This is a genomic window from Inquilinus sp. (assembly GCF_039594555.1).
Classification (GTDB): Bacteria; Pseudomonadota; Alphaproteobacteria; order DSM-16000; family Inquilinaceae; genus Inquilinus.
In genome coordinates this window covers 1-13318 of record NZ_JBCNNF010000183.1, presented here as the reverse complement: position 1 = coordinate 13318, position 13318 = coordinate 1, and the positions used below count along the sequence as shown (strand labels likewise).

Below are 13318 nucleotides of genomic sequence, written 5' to 3'. Positions count from 1 at the left end.
GCTGGAGCAGCGGCAGGGCGGCGCGGTCGCCGGCCTCGCCGCGCTTCGGCAGCACCGCGGCGGCCAGCAGCGCGAACAGCACCGCCAGCGGCGCGGCGCACCAGAAGGCGGCGCGCCATACCCCCAGCTCGGCGAAGACGCCGCCGATCGCCGGGCCTAGCAGCGTCGCGATGCCCCACATCGCCGAGACCAGCCCCATGCCGCGCGACCACAGCGCCTCGGGCAGGATCAGCCGGATCATGGCGTAGGACAGGGCCAGCATGACGCCGCCGCCCAGCCCCTGGACCAGCCGGCCCAGCAGCAGCACCGGCATGGTCGGGGCCAGGCCGCAGGCCAGGGCGCCGGCGGCGAAGGTCAGCGCCGCGGCGACATAGGCGCCACGCGGCCCGAGCGCGGCCAGCAGCCGGGACGACAGCGCCGCGCCCAGGATCGAGGCGGCGACGAACAGCGTCGTGTTCCAGGCGTAGTAGTCGAGCCCGCCGATGTCCTTGACCACCGAGGGCAGGACGGTGATGGCGATGTAGACGCTGACGGCGTGCAGCGCCGTGCCGCCGGCCAGCGCCAGCGAGCGGATGGCGTTGGTGCCCGAGAACAGTGCGCCCCAGCCCGGTTCCGGCTTCGACATCCCGCGTCTCCAAGATCCGCCACCGGCAGGGTCGCGGGTTATTCCAAGTCCTGACTTTGATATCAGGGGCGACCTGACGCGATAAGTCAAGACAAGGCTTGGCAAATGAGGCGGCAAGCCGGGTCCGAGACCGCGCCGCTGGCCCCGGGGAGCCGCGACTCAGCGCTCGTCCAGGTCCAGCCAGCGCGGCCGGGTCTTCTCGCCGATCATGCAGTCGGTGCCGCCGGCCTGGGCCGTGGTGAAGACGGCCGGCATCACCGCCGGCGTCCGGCCCGCGATCTCCAGCACCAGCTTGCGCCGGATCGCGTCGGCGAACTGCCCGGTGCTGCGCACCGGTACGGTGAAGGCGCCGGGACCGCCGATCACGCAGTCGCGGTAATAGGCATCCAGCATCTCGGGCTCCGGCAGGCCGCCGAAGCCGCCGCGCTTCAGGATCACCGGCAGGCCGTTGATGGTGATGCCCTTCGCCAGCGCCATCTCCCGCGCGCCCGACACCGGCCAACCGGCATTGTTCGGCCCGTCGCCGGAGATGTCGATGGCCCGGCGGATGCCGTCGAAGCCGTTGTTGTCGAACAGCCCGGCGGTGAACAGCAGCGCGCCGGAGATCGAGGTGCCGCGCCGCGTCAGCGTGCCGGAGGTCTGCGCCAGCTCCGCCGCCGCCGCCCGCGCCGCCGCGGCGCCGTCGATCAGCCGCCACGGCAGGATGATGGTCTGCGACCCGGGGCCGGCCCATTCGACATAGGTGATAGCGATGCGGGCCTGCACGCCGGAGGTGATGGCGTCGATCACCTCGGGGTGGGTGAGGGCGGTGACGTAGCCGTCGCGCTGCAGCGCCTGCTCGTCCTCGTCCATCGAGCGCGAGACGTCGACGGCGAGCACCAGCTCGAGATCGACCGGCTGGTCCTGCGCGGCCGCGGAGGCGACCGGCAGGAACAGCACGAGAAGCAGGCCGAGTCCGACGAAGCCGAAGCGCATGGAAGCCCCCCGTGTCAGCCCCCGATATCCTGTCGATGTGGGCATCGGCGGGCCGGCTGTCACCCGCGGGGGCCGCCTGTTTTTCGGCCCGCGGGTTGCAATCGGCCGGCGATTGGCCCATATGGGTTGTCGAGATCGGTTTCGACACGATCCGCGCGCCGTTCCGAGGAACGCCCGGATCCCCTTCCCAACCATGATCCGAACGATAAGGCAGGCGCTCCGCCTGTCGATCGTGCTTTGCGCCGCGACGGGCGGGCCGATGGCCCGGTGTCGGGGCTTAAGCGATATTGCTTGCAACGAGGCCCCAAGGGCCCGAACCGTAAAGATACAGACATGAAGACCGTACAGACCAAGACCTTCCGCCGCCGCCCGCGTCGTCCGACGCCGCGGCTGGAAACCACCCCGCTGCGGCAGCCGGCGCACAAGGCAGAGCTGTCCCGCGCCGAGATTCGTCAAATCGTTCTCGACATTCTCGGCTGAAAGGCGTAGTTCCGCCCGACCCGTTTAGTGAAAAGGCCTTTGCCCGATGCAGGTGCTCGTCCGCGACAACAACATCGACCAGGCGCTGCGCGTCCTCAAGAAGCGTATGCAGCGCGAAGGCATCTTTCGCGAGATGAAGCAGCGCCGGAACTACGAGAAGCCGTCCGAGCGCCGCATCCGCGAGGAAGCCGAAGCCGTCCGCCGCCAGCGCAAGGCGCTGCGCAAGCGGCTGCAGATCCAGGGCTATTGATCCGGCTCGTCGGGACCGTACGGTCCCGGGCCTGATCGTACCGACGGATGAGACCGGGGGCCTTATGGCCCCTTGTTTCGTTGCTGCGGTTCCATCTCCGGCTTGTGCCCGGCGCCGGGCTGTGCGGTGATCCCGCTGCAACCAGGAGGCCGACCGATGGATGTTCCCGCCCTCAGGCGCACCCTCGACCAGGACCGGCCGCCGGCCACCCTGTCGCCGCCGCTCGCCGCCCTGTGGTGGGATGCCAAGGGCGACTGGGACCGGGCGCATGGCTGCGTCGATTCCGAGGACGGCGCCGACGCCGCCTGGGCCCATGCCTATCTGCACCGCAAGGAAGGCGACCTCGGCAATGCCGGCTACTGGTATCGCCGTGCCGGCAAGCCGATGTCCCAGGCCAGCCTCGAGCAGGAATGGGCGGAGATCGCGGCGGCGCTGGGCTGAGCCTCAGCCTGCCCCGTCCGGCACCAGCACGATCTTGCCGGTGACGGCGCGGCTCTCCAGCCGGCGATGCGCGTCGGCGCCGCGCGACAGCGGGAACAGCTCGATCTCCGGCAGGGTGATCTCGCCGGCCCGCAGGGCGGCGAACAGCGCCGCGGCGCGGGCCAGCCGGCCGGCGCGGCTGTCGAGATGGTCCCACAGGTCGCCGCCGACCACGGCCTTCGACTGCTCCATCAGCAGCCGCGCATCGATCGCCGGCGGGTCACCGCCCGCGGTGCCGTAGGTCACCACCGTGCCGCGCGGCCTCGTGGCGGCCAGGCTGTCCGCCAGCGTCGTGCCGACCGAATCATAGGCGATGTCGACTCCGCCATCGCTCAGCCGCCGCACCGCCGCGACCCAATCCCCCTCATAGGTCAGGCCGTGATCGGCGCCCCGCGTCACGGCCAGCGCCGCCTTCTCCGGCGTGGAGGCCAGGGCGATCACCCGGGCGCCGCGATGCCTGGCCATCTGCACCAGCAGCTGCCCGACCCCGCCCGCCGCGGCATGCACCAGCACCCGGGCCTCGGCGCGGACCGGGGCGCTGTCCGCCACCAGATACTGCGCCGTCAGCCCCTGCAGCAGGATCGCCGCGGCATCGCGGTATCCGATGTCGTCCGGCAGCGGGATCGCGCGGTCGACCGGCACGGTGACGCGGGTGGCGTTGGCGAAGGGCACGTCGGCGAAGCCGATGCGGTCGCCGAGGCGGATGCCCTCGACCCCATCGCCCAGCGCCACCACCTCGCCCGCCCCCTCATAGCCGGCGATATGCGGCGCGACGCCAGCCAGCCGGTAATGGCCGCGGCGGCGGTGCAGGTCGGCGAAGTTCAGCCCGGCCGCGCGCAGCGCCAGCTGGATATGGCCCGGCGGCACCGGCGGGTCGGGCAGGGCGCGGATCTCCAGCACCTCGGGGCCGCCGAACCGTTCGAACACCAGGGCTTCCATGATCCTGCCTTCCGCAGTCGTCGATGAGATGGCTTCATCTACTATAATGGAAATTTCCATCATAGTGGAAAGATGGCTTGACGCGCCGCGGCGATCGCCGGAGAAGCGGGGAGCGGACAAGGACGGGACCATGCCCCTGATGGATGTGCGGCGGGCGCCGGAGCACGGCCCTTCCGGCCCGGCGCCGGAGATCGACCTGGCGGCGACGATGCGCCGGCTGCGCGCCGATCGCGGCTGGACGCTGGAGGAGGCAGCCGGCCGCACCGGCCTGTCGCGCTCGGCGTTGTCGAAGATTGAGCGCGGCGAGATGTCCCCGACCTTCCAGGCGATGCAGAAGCTCGCGCGCGGCTTCGGGATCGAGCTTGCCGGGCTGTTCGGCCCGGCCGATTCGCCCCTGCGCGGCCGCCGCATCGTGGTGCGGGCGGGCGAGGGCGCGGCGACCGAGATGCCGAATTACCGCCTGCGGCCCTTCGGCGGCGGGCTGAAGGACGCACCCTTCCTGGCGTCCGAGGTCACCCTCCGCGCCCGGTCGCTTGACGATTTCGAGGATTGGGAGCGGCACGACAGCGACGACTTCCTCTATGTCCTCGCCGGCCGGGTGACGCTGTTCAGCGAGCGGTTCGGGCCGGTCGATCTCGGCCCGGGCGACGCCGTGTATTTCGACGCCCGCATCGGCCACGCTGCGATCGCCGCGGGAGAGGGCGAGGCGCGGGCGCTCTGGATCACGGCGCCGGCAGGGTGATCCACCTCGTCACAGGCCGATCAGCGGACGGCCCATCATCGCCTGGGCGAAGGCGGCGACGGTGAGCAGGACGTAGAGCGCCGACACCAGCCAGACCGCCGGCCGCGCCCGCCGGGGCCAGGCCGCGACCAGCACGGCGCCGGCCAGCGGCAGCAGCTGCTGGGCGTGGATGCCCAGGAAATGCGCCACCCGCAGGTCGCCGCCGGTGGTCGACCAGCCGAGCAGCGGCAGGCCGGGATGGTCGGGGATGCCGCCGACGCCATGGCCGCCATGGGCGGCGATGGCTACGCCGGCCGCGACGCCCAGAACGAAGGTCAGCCCCAGCCCCAGCACGATCGCCAGGCGCAGCGCCGGGGCCAGCCCGGCGCCGTGGCGGGCGATCTCGCGCGCCAGCGGCAGGGTCGTGGCGGTCAGGGCCAGGGCGCCGACCCCCATCAGCGAGTACATCACCATGTGGAACGGGGTGGAGTTGTTGAAATGCGAGGCTTGGCCGAGCGCGCCCTGCAGGGTGATGTAGCTGAGCTCGAACACGCCGGTGGCGATGATGGTCCAGCGCACCAGGCGCATCGGGGCGGCGCGCCGCCGCGCCTCCGGCAGCAGGCCGGCGAACCAGGCGCTGGTCAGCGCGAACAGCCCGACCGAGAGCAGGAACTTGACCGGCTTGGCCCAGACATCCTCGCCATGCAGCTGGCGGGGATCGATCGCCCAGGCCACGCCAAGGACGGCGGCGAGGACAAGCAGGATCAGCCCGAACTCCGCGAGCGTCCGGTCGCGGCGGCGCAGGGCCTGGAGCAGGGGCCCGTGCGCCGGGTCCTGCGGCAGCGGATCGAGAGTGGTGGTGGTCATGGTCACGCCTCCGCCGCCTGTCCGGCGGCGCGGCGGCCCAGGCCGGCCCGCAGCAGGGCGAAGGCCAGCAGGCCGATCGGCCCGAACAGGAAGGTCAGGGCGAAGCAGGGGATCAGTAGCAGATGCGGCAGCCCCGCCCGCTCCCCCTCCCGGGCGATCCAGGCGCCGACGAACAGGTCGAAGGCCAGGTAGTGCAGCCAGCCCGCCACCAGCATGCCGGGCGAATCGAACAGCGCCCGCACCGCGGCGATCGAGCCGTAGCCACCCTGGGCCGACCCCCAGCTGGTGCCGACCAGCCCGAGATAGGCGGCGGCGAACAGCAGCGGCACCGCCAGCCCGGCCGCCGTCCGCAGCCGGGCCTTGTGGCGCGGCAGCAAAGGGGCCGCGGCCAATGCCAGCCAGCCGAGGATCGCGAGCATGTTGCCGCCGCGGAACAGCAGGTCGAGCATGGCTTCCTCTCCGTCTGAGCGATGTTAAGATCCAACGCTACCATTGAATCTAAACACTGTAAAGTTTGAGGCCGATGCCGGGCGAGACGACCGAGCCGCGGGAGCGGTATCACCATGGCGACCTGCAGCGGGCGCTGATCGCGGCGACCGAGGCGATCCTGACCGAGCGCGGGGTCGAGGGCTTCACGCTGCGCGAGGCGGCGCGGCGGGCCGGGGTCTCGGCCGCGGCGCCGGCGCATCATTTCGGCAGCGCCGCGGGCCTGCTGACCGAGGTGGCGCTGCTCGGCTTCGAGACGCTGACCCGCTTCCTGCGCGACGGCATGGCGGAAGGCGGCACCGATCCCGCCGCCCGGCTGCGCGGGCAGGGGCTGGGCTATGTCCGCTTCGCCCGGGCGCATCCGGCGCGGTTCCTGCTGATGTTCCGCAAGGACCGGCTGAACTGGCAGGACGGGCGGCTGCGCGCGGCCGGGCAGCGCGCCTTCGCCGAGCTGGAGGATGCGGTCCGTGCCTATCGCGGCATCCCGGCCGGCGGGCCGCTCGACCGGGCCGCCCTGACCACCGTGCTGGCCGCCTGGTCGGTGGTGCACGGCTTCGCCCATCTGGCGCTGGACGGCAAGTTCGACGGCGTCGGGGAGGGGCACGGGATCGGCCCCGTGAACGACGCGATCCTGGCGGAGATGGTGGCCGGGCTGTGGCCGACCGGGCCGGGCTGAGGCGCCCGGCCGGCGCCTCAGCCGGTCATCAGCGTGTGCACATGGGCGGCGGTGGACAGGGCGAGCGCGCGGAGGTCGTAGCCGCCCTCCAGCGTCGAGACCACGCGGCCGTCGCAATGCCGGTCGGCCAGGCGCATCAGCTCCAGCGTCGCCCAGGCGAAATCGGCCTCATGCAGCTCCAGATTGGCCAGCGGGTCGCGGGCATGGGCGTCGAAGCCGGCCGAGATCAGCAGCAGCTCCGGCGCGAAGGCGTCGACCGCGGGCAGCACGATGCGCTCCATCGCCCGGCGGAACTCGACCCCGCCCGACATCGGCGGCAGCGGCGCGTTCAGGATGTTGCCGGCCACCCCGGTCTCGTCCTCCGACCCGGTGCCGGGATACAGCGGCGACTGGTGGGTCGAGGCGTAGAACAGGTCGGGCTCGGACCAGAAGATGTCCTGGGTGCCGTTGCCGTGATGGACGTCGAAATCGACCACCGCGATCCGGCCGAGCCCATGCGCCAGCCGGGCATGCATGGCGGCGATGGCGACGCTGTTGAACAGGCAGAATCCCATGGCCCGCGTCGCCTCGGCATGGTGGCCGGGCGGCCGCACGGCGCAGAAGGCGTTGCGCGCCTCGCCCGCCAGCACGGCGTCGACCGCGGCGCAGCCGGCCCCGGCGGCGCGCAGCGCGGCGGCACCCGACCCGGGCGACAGCATCGTGTCGGCGTCGATCGGCTGCAGCCCGTCCTCCGGCACCGCGGCCAGCAGGCGGCGGACGAAGGCGCCGGGATGGGCTAGGGACACCTGCTCGATCGTCGCCTCCGGCGCCTCGCGCCGCTGCAGCAGGGCGAAAGCCTCGTCCTCCAGCGCCGTCAGCACCGCCCGCAGCCGGTCCGGCCGCTCCGGATGGCCGGGGCCGGTGTCGTGGCCCAGGCAGGCCGGGTGGGTGAAGAGCAGCGTGTCCATGCCCTGTCCTGCCTATCCGGCCTTGCGGATGCTGTAGCGGGTGGCGCCGTCGGCCTCCTCGGTCACCGCGACCAGGACATGGCCGGTGGCGTCGCAGAAGGCCGGGAAGTCCTTGCGCGCGGCGGCATCGGTGGCCAGCACGTCCAGCACCTGGCCCGGCGCCAGCCCCTGCAGCGCCTTGCGCGCCTTCAGCACCGGCATCGGGCAGATCAGGTCGCGCGCGTCGAGATCCAAATCAGCCATGGCGAACCCTAGCGCGGGCAGCGGCCGCGGCCAACGCCCCGTCCTCAGCTTTCCGCCAGGCGGAAGGCGGCCAGTACGGCGAGGGCCCAGCCCAGGATCAGCAGCACGCCGCCGATCGGGGTGATGGCGCCGAACCAGCGCGGCGCGCCGAATGCCATCAGGTAGAGCGTGCCGGAGAAGATCACGGCGCCGGCCAGGAAGGCCCAGCCGGCCCAGCGCAGCATGCCCGGCGCGCCCAGCAGGGCCAGGGCCAGCAGGGCGGCGGCATGGACCAGCTGGTACTGCGCCCCGGTGTGCACCCAGCCCAGCCGCTCCGGCGCCGCCTCGGCCATGCCATGGGCGGCGAAGGCGCCCATCGCCACCGCCACCATGCCGTGCAGCCCGGCCCCGATCAGAAGCACCCGGTCGATCATCCCGTTCTCCCCGAATCCCCCTCATCCTCCCGCCGCCTCAGGCGTCGGGCCCCTCCCTCTCCCCGAGGAGAGGGGAAGCGGAGCATGCCCCTGGGACCTCTCCTTGGGGAGAGGTCGAAATCGCGCAGCGATTTCGGGTGAGGGGGTGGCTCAGGCCCAACAGTGGGGAAGTGGGACCCCGTCACATGACCGTGAAGCCGCGGGCGAAGGGGTCGCGGTCGTCGAGGAAGATGGTGTTGTAGCCGGTCAGCCAGGCCTGGCCGGCGATCGACGGGATGATCGCGTCGAACGGCCCGACCTTGGCCGTGCCCTCGACCCGGCCGTGGAACAGGCTGCCGATGATGCTCTCATGCACGAAGGCGTCGCCGGTCTTGAGATCGCCGCGGGCTGCCAGCTGGGCCATGCGGGCCGAGGTGCCGGTGCCGCAGGGCGATCGGTCGATCGCCTTCTCGCCGTAGAACACGGCGTTGCGGGCATGCGCCTCCGGATGCTTCGGCTTGCCGGTCCACTGCACATGGCGCAGGCCGCGGATGGTCGGGTCCTCCGGATGCACCATGTCGAAGCGTTCGTTCACCACCCGGCGGACGATCGGCGACAGGCGCTGGATCTCGCCGGCCGAGAGATCCTCCAGGTCGGCATAGCCCGGCTGCGGCTCGATGATGGCGTAGAAATTGCCGCCATAGGCGATGTCCGCCACCAGCGGGCCGAAACCCGGCAGCTCGAAGTCCAGCTTTTCCTTGTACAGGAAGGACGGGACGTTGCGGATGCGCACCGAGGTGACGTGGCCGGCGGCGTCCTGCTCGTATTCCGCGTCGACGATGCCGGCCGGCACCTCGAGCCGCAGCTTGCCCGGCACCTTCGGACGCACCAGCCCTTCCTCGACCATCACCGTCACCGTGCCGATGGTGCCGTGGCCGCACATCGGCAGGCAGCCGGAGGTCTCGATGAACAGGATGGCGGCGTCGGCGTCGTCGCGGGTCGGGGCGTACAGGATCGATCCCGACATCACATCATGGCCGCGCGGCTCGAACATCAGCCCGGTGCGGATCCAGTCGTACTCCGCGATGAAGTGCTGGCGCTTCTCGCTCATGGTCGCGCCCTTCAGCGGCGGGGCGCCGCCGGCGACGACGCGGACCGGGTTGCCGCAGGTGTGGGCGTCGATGCAGAAGAAGCTGCTCTTGGTCATGGCGGACTCACTGGAACCGTTCGATGCCGAAGGCGGCGGGGGCGGGGGTGCCGGATAGCAGGCCGGCGGCGAGGCGGGCGGTGGTGGCGGACAGGGTCAGGCCGAGATGGCCGTGGCCGAAGGCGAAGACGATGCGCGGGTCGCGCGGATGCGGGCCGATCACCGGCAGGCTGTCGGGGGTGGAGGGGCGGCGGCCCATCCATTCGGTGCCGCCGGTCTCCGGGATCGCCGGCAGATAGCGCCGGGCCTTGCGCCGCAGCGCCCGGGCGCGGTCCAGATTGGCCGGCGCGTCCACCGCCGCCAGCTCCACCGCCCCGCCGATGCGCAGCCCGTCCGACAGGGGGGAGGCGACGAAGCCGTGATCGGCGAAGACCACCGGCATCGGCAGCGTCACCGGCGCCTGCGGGATGGTGGTGTTGTAGCCGCGCTCGGTCTCCAGCGGGATCTTCAGGCCCAGGCCGCGGACGATCTCGCGCGACCACACCCCGGCGGCGACGACCACCTTGTCGAAGGCGCGGGCCGTGCCGTCGGCTAGCCGCACGGTGACGCCGTCGGTACCCGGCTCGACCGCGGTGACAGTCCGGGCCACCAGCCGGTCGCCCAGACCGCGGCGCAGGCCCTGTAGCACGCCCAGCGGGCTGTCGACCATCCAATAGGCGGGGCACAGCACGGCGCGGGCGAAGCCGCCGTTCAGGTCCGGCACCAGCTCCCGCGCCTGGTCCGGCAACAGCGGCTCGAAGTCGTGGCCGCCCAGGCGGCGGCGCAGCTCCCATTCCGGCAGAGCGGCCCGGAAGCTGGCCTCGGTGTCGTACAGGTCGATCGCCCCGGTCTGGCGCAGATGGCCGTTCAGCCCGGCGCGGCGGGCCAACTCCTGGTGGTCGCCGAGGGCGCCGCGCATCAGCCCGCCCAGCGCCGCGGTCGACCGTTCCACCTGCTCCGCCCGGGCCGCGGCCAGGAAGCGCAGCAGCCAGGGCGTCAGCGCCGGCAGGTCGCGCCAGCGCAGGGCCAGGGGGCCGAGCGGGTCCATCAGCCAGCGCGGCACCGATTTCAGCACGCCGGGCCGGGCCAGCGGCGTGATCTCGGGGAAGGCCAGCATCCCGGCATTGCCGGCGGAGGCGTGGCGGTCCTCCGGCCGGCGCTCATAGACCGTGACCTCGTGCCCGTCGACCGTCAGCCAGGCGGCCGTGGCGCAGCCGATCACGCCGCCGCCGAGGATGGCGATGCCCGCCATCTCAGGCCGGCAACGACGGCTGGGTCGGCTCGGCCACGGGGCCTAGGGCGACGTCGCCGCCCACGCCGCTGGCCAGGAAGCCCTGGATCTGCCGCACCACCTGCCCGGCATGGGCGCGGCCCAGGCTGTCGGCGCGGTCGGCGTCGCGGTCGATGATGGCCTGGATGATCGCCTCGTGCTCGGCCACGAACTCGGCCGGCAGATGGTCGTCGAAGCTGGCGTAGTAGATCCGGTTCAGCCGCCGGCCTTCGTCCAGCAGCCGGCCGAACAGCTCGGTGTAGTAACGGTTGCGGCCGGCGCGGGCGATCGCCAGGTGGAAGTCGCGGTTGGCGTCCGACATGCCGATCGCGTCGGCCGCCGCCACCCCCTTGCCGAAGGCGGCCTGGTGGACACGGATCTCCTCCAGGTCCTTGGTCGTGCGGCGCAGCGCCGCCAGCCGGGTGGTGACCCGGTGCATCAGGGTCAGCGCGTCGAAATGGGCGGGCAGGGCGGAGAAGTCGATCGGCGCGACGATGGTGTTGCGGTTCGGCAGGGTCTCGACCAGCCCTTCGCCGGCCAGCCGCACCAGCGCCTCGCGAATCGGGGTGCGCGACAGGCCGAAGCGCTCGGCGATGCGGGTCTCGTCCAGGGCCGAGCCGGGCGCCAGCACCAGGTCGAGGATGTCGTGCTTCAGCGCCTCATAGACCTTGGCGACGCCGCCACCGCGAGCCCGGGTCCCCTCCTGTTCCTTCGCCGCTCGCGCCAAGGGCGTGTCCTTCCAATGCTCTGTCGGACGCAGATGATAGGACGGTGGAATGCAGTTTGTCGACAAGGCTCGGTGGGCCGAGAAAAAGGGCGGCGGAGGAACCGCCGCCCCGAAAGGCTGGGCCGCGCGCCGGGCTTGGGACGGGACCGGCGCGCAACCTGGGAGGCTGTCGGGAGCTGCCCGATCGCCGAACGATATATTCCATAGAATATAGCGATTGGTCAAACCCTCAATCGCCGTCATCCGCCCGGATACCGGCCTCCAGCCGCTGGAGATAGGCCTCGAAGCCGACGGCCATGTCGACGCCGTCCGGGTCGCGCAGCCACTGGATCTGCAGCCCGTCCATCATCGCGATCAGCTCATAGGCCAGAAGCTGCGGGTCGAGGTCCGGCCGCAGCTCGCCCGCATCGATGCCGGCCTGGAACGCGGCGCGCATGAAGGCCAGCAGATAGGCCGAGCGCCGGCGGAAGAAGGGGGCCGCCGGGTGGTCCTCGATCAGGCTCTCGCCGTTCAGGATGGCGAAGACCTGGACCAGGTTGCGCTTGCCGGCATTGGCGCGCACCACCCGGCGGGTGTCGTCCAGCACCCGCCGCCAGGTCAGCCCGTCCGGCGACAGCAGCCGGCCGGTCTCCGGATCGCGCCCCTCGTCTCCGGCGGCCAGCAGCCGGCCGGTCTCGTGGTCGCGCTCCTCCATCGCCGCCAGCAGCAGCGACATCTTGCTGGGGAAATGATGCAGCAGCCCGGGCAGGGTCAGCCCCGCCTTCTCGGCGATCGAGGCGATCGATGTGCCGGCATAGCCGCCCTGGGCGAACATCTCCATGGCGGCGTCCAGGATCTGCTGGCGGCGGCGCTGCCCCTTGGGCGATCGCCGGGTCTTCGGGGCTTCGGCGGGCGCGGCCGGACCGGTGGCCGCAGGGGTCTTCGAAGGCATCCCGCTCTCTAGCACGGCCGCGCCGCTGGCGCAGCGCCGCCCGCATCATCCCGCTTGGAAAACTTACCGAGTGATTGGTAGGTTTAAGGAACGGGTTGCGAAACGACACCCAGCAGAGGGGAAGCGAAATGCCCTTGTCACGAATTTGGCCCGCGGTCGCCGCCATCGGCCTCGGCGGATGGTTGGCGGCCGGCCCGGCGCTCGCCGACACCGCACCCGGCCTGGAGGCGCGCTCGGCGCCGATCCTGGCGGAGCGCGGCTTCCAGTACCGCGACCTGAACCGCAACGGCCGGCTGGACCCCTATGAGGACCGCCGCCTGCCGGCCGCGCTGCGGGTGCAGGACCTAGTCCGCCGCATGACGCTGGAGGAGAAGGCCGGCGCCATGATCCATGCCACCGCGGCCTCGACCGCCACCGGCGACGGCTGGACCGAGGAGTCGCTGCAGGCGCTGGTCGGGGGCAACCACGTCGCTGCCCTGATCAGCCGCCTGTCCGGCAGTGCCGAGGCCCAGGCGCAGGCGGCCAACCGGGCGCAGGAGATCGCCGAATCGACCCGGCTGGGCATCCCGGTGCTGATCAGCTCGGACCCGCGCAACCACTTCCAATATGTCGCCGGCGCCAGCGTCGAGAACACGGCCTTCTCGCAATGGCCCGAGACCACCGGCCTGGCCGCGATCGGCGATGCCGGGCTGGTGCGCCGCTTCGGCGACATCGCCCGTCAGGAATACCGGGCGATCGGCCTGCAGGAGACGCTGTCGCCGCAGGCCGACCTGTCGACCGAGCCGCGCTGGCCGCGCATCAACGGCACCTTCGGCGAGGATCCGCAGCTGGCCCGGCGCATGGTCGACGCCTATGTCAGCGGCTTCCAGAACGGCGGGCGCGGGCTGAACCCCGGCAGCGTCGTCACCGTGGTCAAGCACTGGGTCGGCTACGGCGCCCAGGTCGACGGGTTCGACGCGCACAACTATTACGGCCAGAACCTGACCTTCCCGGCCGGCCGCTTCGGCGACCACATCGTGCCGTTCCTCGGCGCCTTCGCCGCCAACGCGGCCGGGATCATGCCGACCTATGCGGTGCCGCCGCAGGGCCTGACCCTGTTCGGTCGGCATGATCCCGGCCGCGT

18 protein-coding genes are annotated in these 13318 nt (G+C 71.9%); 6 read left to right on the top strand and 12 right to left on the bottom strand.

The window, feature by feature from the left end; all coding sequences use genetic code 11:
• Positions 1-625, bottom strand: a 625-nt coding sequence (locus tag ABDW35_RS19695) for an MFS transporter (RefSeq protein ID WP_343715580.1), incomplete at its 3' end; no start/stop codon positions are given.
• A 159-nt stretch (positions 626-784) separates the two neighbouring features.
• Positions 785-1600, bottom strand: coding sequence for a DUF1194 domain-containing protein (locus tag ABDW35_RS19690; RefSeq protein WP_343715579.1), 816 nt, complete (start codon positions 1598-1600; stop codon positions 785-787).
• Between the two features lie 333 nt (positions 1601-1933).
• On the opposite strand from ABDW35_RS19690, the gene ABDW35_RS19685 reads away from it, so the two are divergent.
• The 3 genes from ABDW35_RS19685 (at position 1934) to ABDW35_RS19675 (ending at position 2771) form a co-directional block, all read left to right on the top strand.
• Entirely contained in the window at positions 1934-2080 is a 147-nt protein-coding gene (locus ABDW35_RS19685) for a hypothetical protein (RefSeq protein WP_343715578.1), read from the top strand.
• A 46-nt stretch (positions 2081-2126) separates the two neighbouring features.
• Positions 2127-2330: a 30S ribosomal protein S21 gene (gene rpsU / locus ABDW35_RS19680; RefSeq protein WP_034845628.1), complete on the top strand. Its 204-nt coding sequence runs from the start codon at positions 2127-2129 to the stop codon at positions 2328-2330.
• Positions 2331-2486: 156 nt separating this feature from the next.
• Positions 2487-2771 carry a hypothetical protein gene (locus tag ABDW35_RS19675; protein WP_343715577.1) on the top strand — a complete coding sequence of 95 codons (285 nt, stop codon included), beginning with the start codon at positions 2487-2489 and terminating at the stop codon, positions 2769-2771.
• Positions 2772-2774: 3 nt separating this feature from the next.
• Here ABDW35_RS19675 and ABDW35_RS19670 read toward each other — a convergent pair whose 3' ends face one another.
• Positions 2775-3749 (bottom strand): quinone oxidoreductase, encoded by a 975-nt coding sequence (locus ABDW35_RS19670; protein ID WP_343715576.1) that lies wholly within the window; start codon positions 3747-3749, stop codon positions 2775-2777.
• A gap of 130 nt (positions 3750-3879) precedes the next feature.
• Here ABDW35_RS19670 and ABDW35_RS19665 point away from each other — a divergent pair, with 130 nt between their 5' ends.
• Entirely contained in the window at positions 3880-4491 is a 612-nt protein-coding gene (locus tag ABDW35_RS19665; protein ID WP_343715575.1) for an XRE family transcriptional regulator, read from the top strand.
• A 9-nt stretch (positions 4492-4500) separates the two neighbouring features.
• On the opposite strand, the gene ABDW35_RS19660 is transcribed toward ABDW35_RS19665, so the two are convergent.
• Together ABDW35_RS19660 and ABDW35_RS19655 are read right to left on the bottom strand one after the other, a co-directional pair.
• Positions 4501-5337 (bottom strand): hypothetical protein, encoded by an 837-nt coding sequence (locus tag ABDW35_RS19660; RefSeq protein ID WP_343715574.1) that lies wholly within the window; start codon positions 5335-5337, stop codon positions 4501-4503.
• Between the two features lie 2 nt (positions 5338-5339).
• A complete protein-coding gene (locus ABDW35_RS19655) occupies positions 5340-5786 on the bottom strand; it encodes an ABA4-like family protein (RefSeq protein ID WP_343715573.1) in 447 nt (148 codons plus the stop codon).
• 74 nt (positions 5787-5860) lie between these two features.
• Here ABDW35_RS19655 and ABDW35_RS19650 point away from each other — a divergent pair, with 74 nt between their 5' ends.
• Positions 5861-6499 carry a TetR/AcrR family transcriptional regulator gene (locus ABDW35_RS19650; RefSeq protein WP_343715572.1) on the top strand — a complete coding sequence of 213 codons (639 nt, stop codon included), beginning with the start codon at positions 5861-5863 and terminating at the stop codon, positions 6497-6499.
• A gap of 17 nt (positions 6500-6516) precedes the next feature.
• Here the strand turns inward: ABDW35_RS19650 and ABDW35_RS19645 are convergent, their stop codons facing one another.
• The 7 genes from ABDW35_RS19645 to ABDW35_RS19615 form a co-directional block, all read right to left on the bottom strand.
• Entirely contained in the window at positions 6517-7446 is a 930-nt protein-coding gene (locus tag ABDW35_RS19645) for a histone deacetylase family protein (protein WP_343715571.1), read from the bottom strand.
• Between the two features lie 12 nt (positions 7447-7458).
• The gene (locus ABDW35_RS19640) at positions 7459-7689 is read right to left on the bottom strand and encodes a sulfurtransferase TusA family protein (RefSeq protein WP_034848057.1); all 231 of its coding nucleotides are present in this window, start codon (positions 7687-7689) and stop codon (positions 7459-7461) included.
• Between the two features lie 44 nt (positions 7690-7733).
• Positions 7734-8102, bottom strand: a complete 369-nt coding sequence (locus ABDW35_RS19635) for a DUF423 domain-containing protein (protein ID WP_343715570.1) — start codon at positions 8100-8102, stop codon at positions 7734-7736.
• A gap of 181 nt (positions 8103-8283) precedes the next feature.
• Positions 8284-9288 (bottom strand): 4-hydroxyproline epimerase, encoded by a 1005-nt coding sequence (locus tag ABDW35_RS19630; protein WP_343715569.1) that lies wholly within the window; start codon positions 9286-9288, stop codon positions 8284-8286.
• A 7-nt stretch (positions 9289-9295) separates the two neighbouring features.
• On the bottom strand, positions 9296-10519 hold the full coding sequence (locus tag ABDW35_RS19625) for an FAD-binding oxidoreductase (RefSeq protein WP_343715568.1): 1224 nt from the start codon (positions 10517-10519) through the stop codon (positions 9296-9298).
• 1 nt (position 10520) lies between these two features.
• Positions 10521-11264: a GntR family transcriptional regulator gene (locus ABDW35_RS19620; protein ID WP_343715567.1), complete on the bottom strand. Its 744-nt coding sequence runs from the start codon at positions 11262-11264 to the stop codon at positions 10521-10523.
• A gap of 229 nt (positions 11265-11493) precedes the next feature.
• Complete coding sequence (locus ABDW35_RS19615; RefSeq protein ID WP_343715566.1) at positions 11494-12195, bottom strand: TetR/AcrR family transcriptional regulator; 702 nt, start codon at positions 12193-12195, stop codon at positions 11494-11496.
• A 134-nt stretch (positions 12196-12329) separates the two neighbouring features.
• Between ABDW35_RS19615 and ABDW35_RS19610 the strand changes: the two genes are divergently transcribed.
• Positions 12330-13318 (top strand): glycoside hydrolase family 3 N-terminal domain-containing protein (locus ABDW35_RS19610; RefSeq protein WP_343715565.1); only part of this gene is annotated, 989 nt, incomplete at its 3' end.

Excerpts from the sequence above, each read along its gene's own strand:
- ABDW35_RS19690 (WP_343715579.1), bottom strand. The coding sequence starts at position 1,600 with ATGCGCTTCGGCTTCGTCGGACTCGGCCTGCTTCTCGTGCTGTTCCTG.
- ABDW35_RS19685 (WP_343715578.1), top strand. The coding sequence starts at position 1,934 with ATGAAGACCGTACAGACCAAGACCTTCCGCCGCCGCCCGCGTCGTCCG.
- rpsU (WP_034845628.1), top strand. The coding sequence starts at position 2,127 with ATGCAGGTGCTCGTCCGCGACAACAACATCGACCAGGCGCTGCGCGTC.
- ABDW35_RS19675 (WP_343715577.1), top strand. The coding sequence starts at position 2,487 with ATGGATGTTCCCGCCCTCAGGCGCACCCTCGACCAGGACCGGCCGCCG.
- ABDW35_RS19670 (WP_343715576.1), bottom strand. The coding sequence starts at position 3,749 with ATGGAAGCCCTGGTGTTCGAACGGTTCGGCGGCCCCGAGGTGCTGGAG.
- ABDW35_RS19665 (WP_343715575.1), top strand. The coding sequence starts at position 3,880 with ATGCCCCTGATGGATGTGCGGCGGGCGCCGGAGCACGGCCCTTCCGGC.
- ABDW35_RS19660 (WP_343715574.1), bottom strand. The coding sequence starts at position 5,337 with ATGACCACCACCACTCTCGATCCGCTGCCGCAGGACCCGGCGCACGGG.
- ABDW35_RS19655 (WP_343715573.1), bottom strand. The coding sequence starts at position 5,786 with ATGCTCGACCTGCTGTTCCGCGGCGGCAACATGCTCGCGATCCTCGGC.
- ABDW35_RS19650 (WP_343715572.1), top strand. The coding sequence starts at position 5,861 with ATGCCGGGCGAGACGACCGAGCCGCGGGAGCGGTATCACCATGGCGAC.
- ABDW35_RS19645 (WP_343715571.1), bottom strand. The coding sequence starts at position 7,446 with ATGGACACGCTGCTCTTCACCCACCCGGCCTGCCTGGGCCACGACACC.
- ABDW35_RS19640 (WP_034848057.1), bottom strand. The coding sequence starts at position 7,689 with ATGGCTGATTTGGATCTCGACGCGCGCGACCTGATCTGCCCGATGCCG.
- ABDW35_RS19635 (WP_343715570.1), bottom strand. The coding sequence starts at position 8,102 with ATGATCGACCGGGTGCTTCTGATCGGGGCCGGGCTGCACGGCATGGTG.
- ABDW35_RS19630 (WP_343715569.1), bottom strand. The coding sequence starts at position 9,288 with ATGACCAAGAGCAGCTTCTTCTGCATCGACGCCCACACCTGCGGCAAC.
- ABDW35_RS19625 (WP_343715568.1), bottom strand. The coding sequence starts at position 10,519 with ATGGCGGGCATCGCCATCCTCGGCGGCGGCGTGATCGGCTGCGCCACG.
- ABDW35_RS19615 (WP_343715566.1), bottom strand. The coding sequence starts at position 12,195 with ATGCCTTCGAAGACCCCTGCGGCCACCGGTCCGGCCGCGCCCGCCGAA.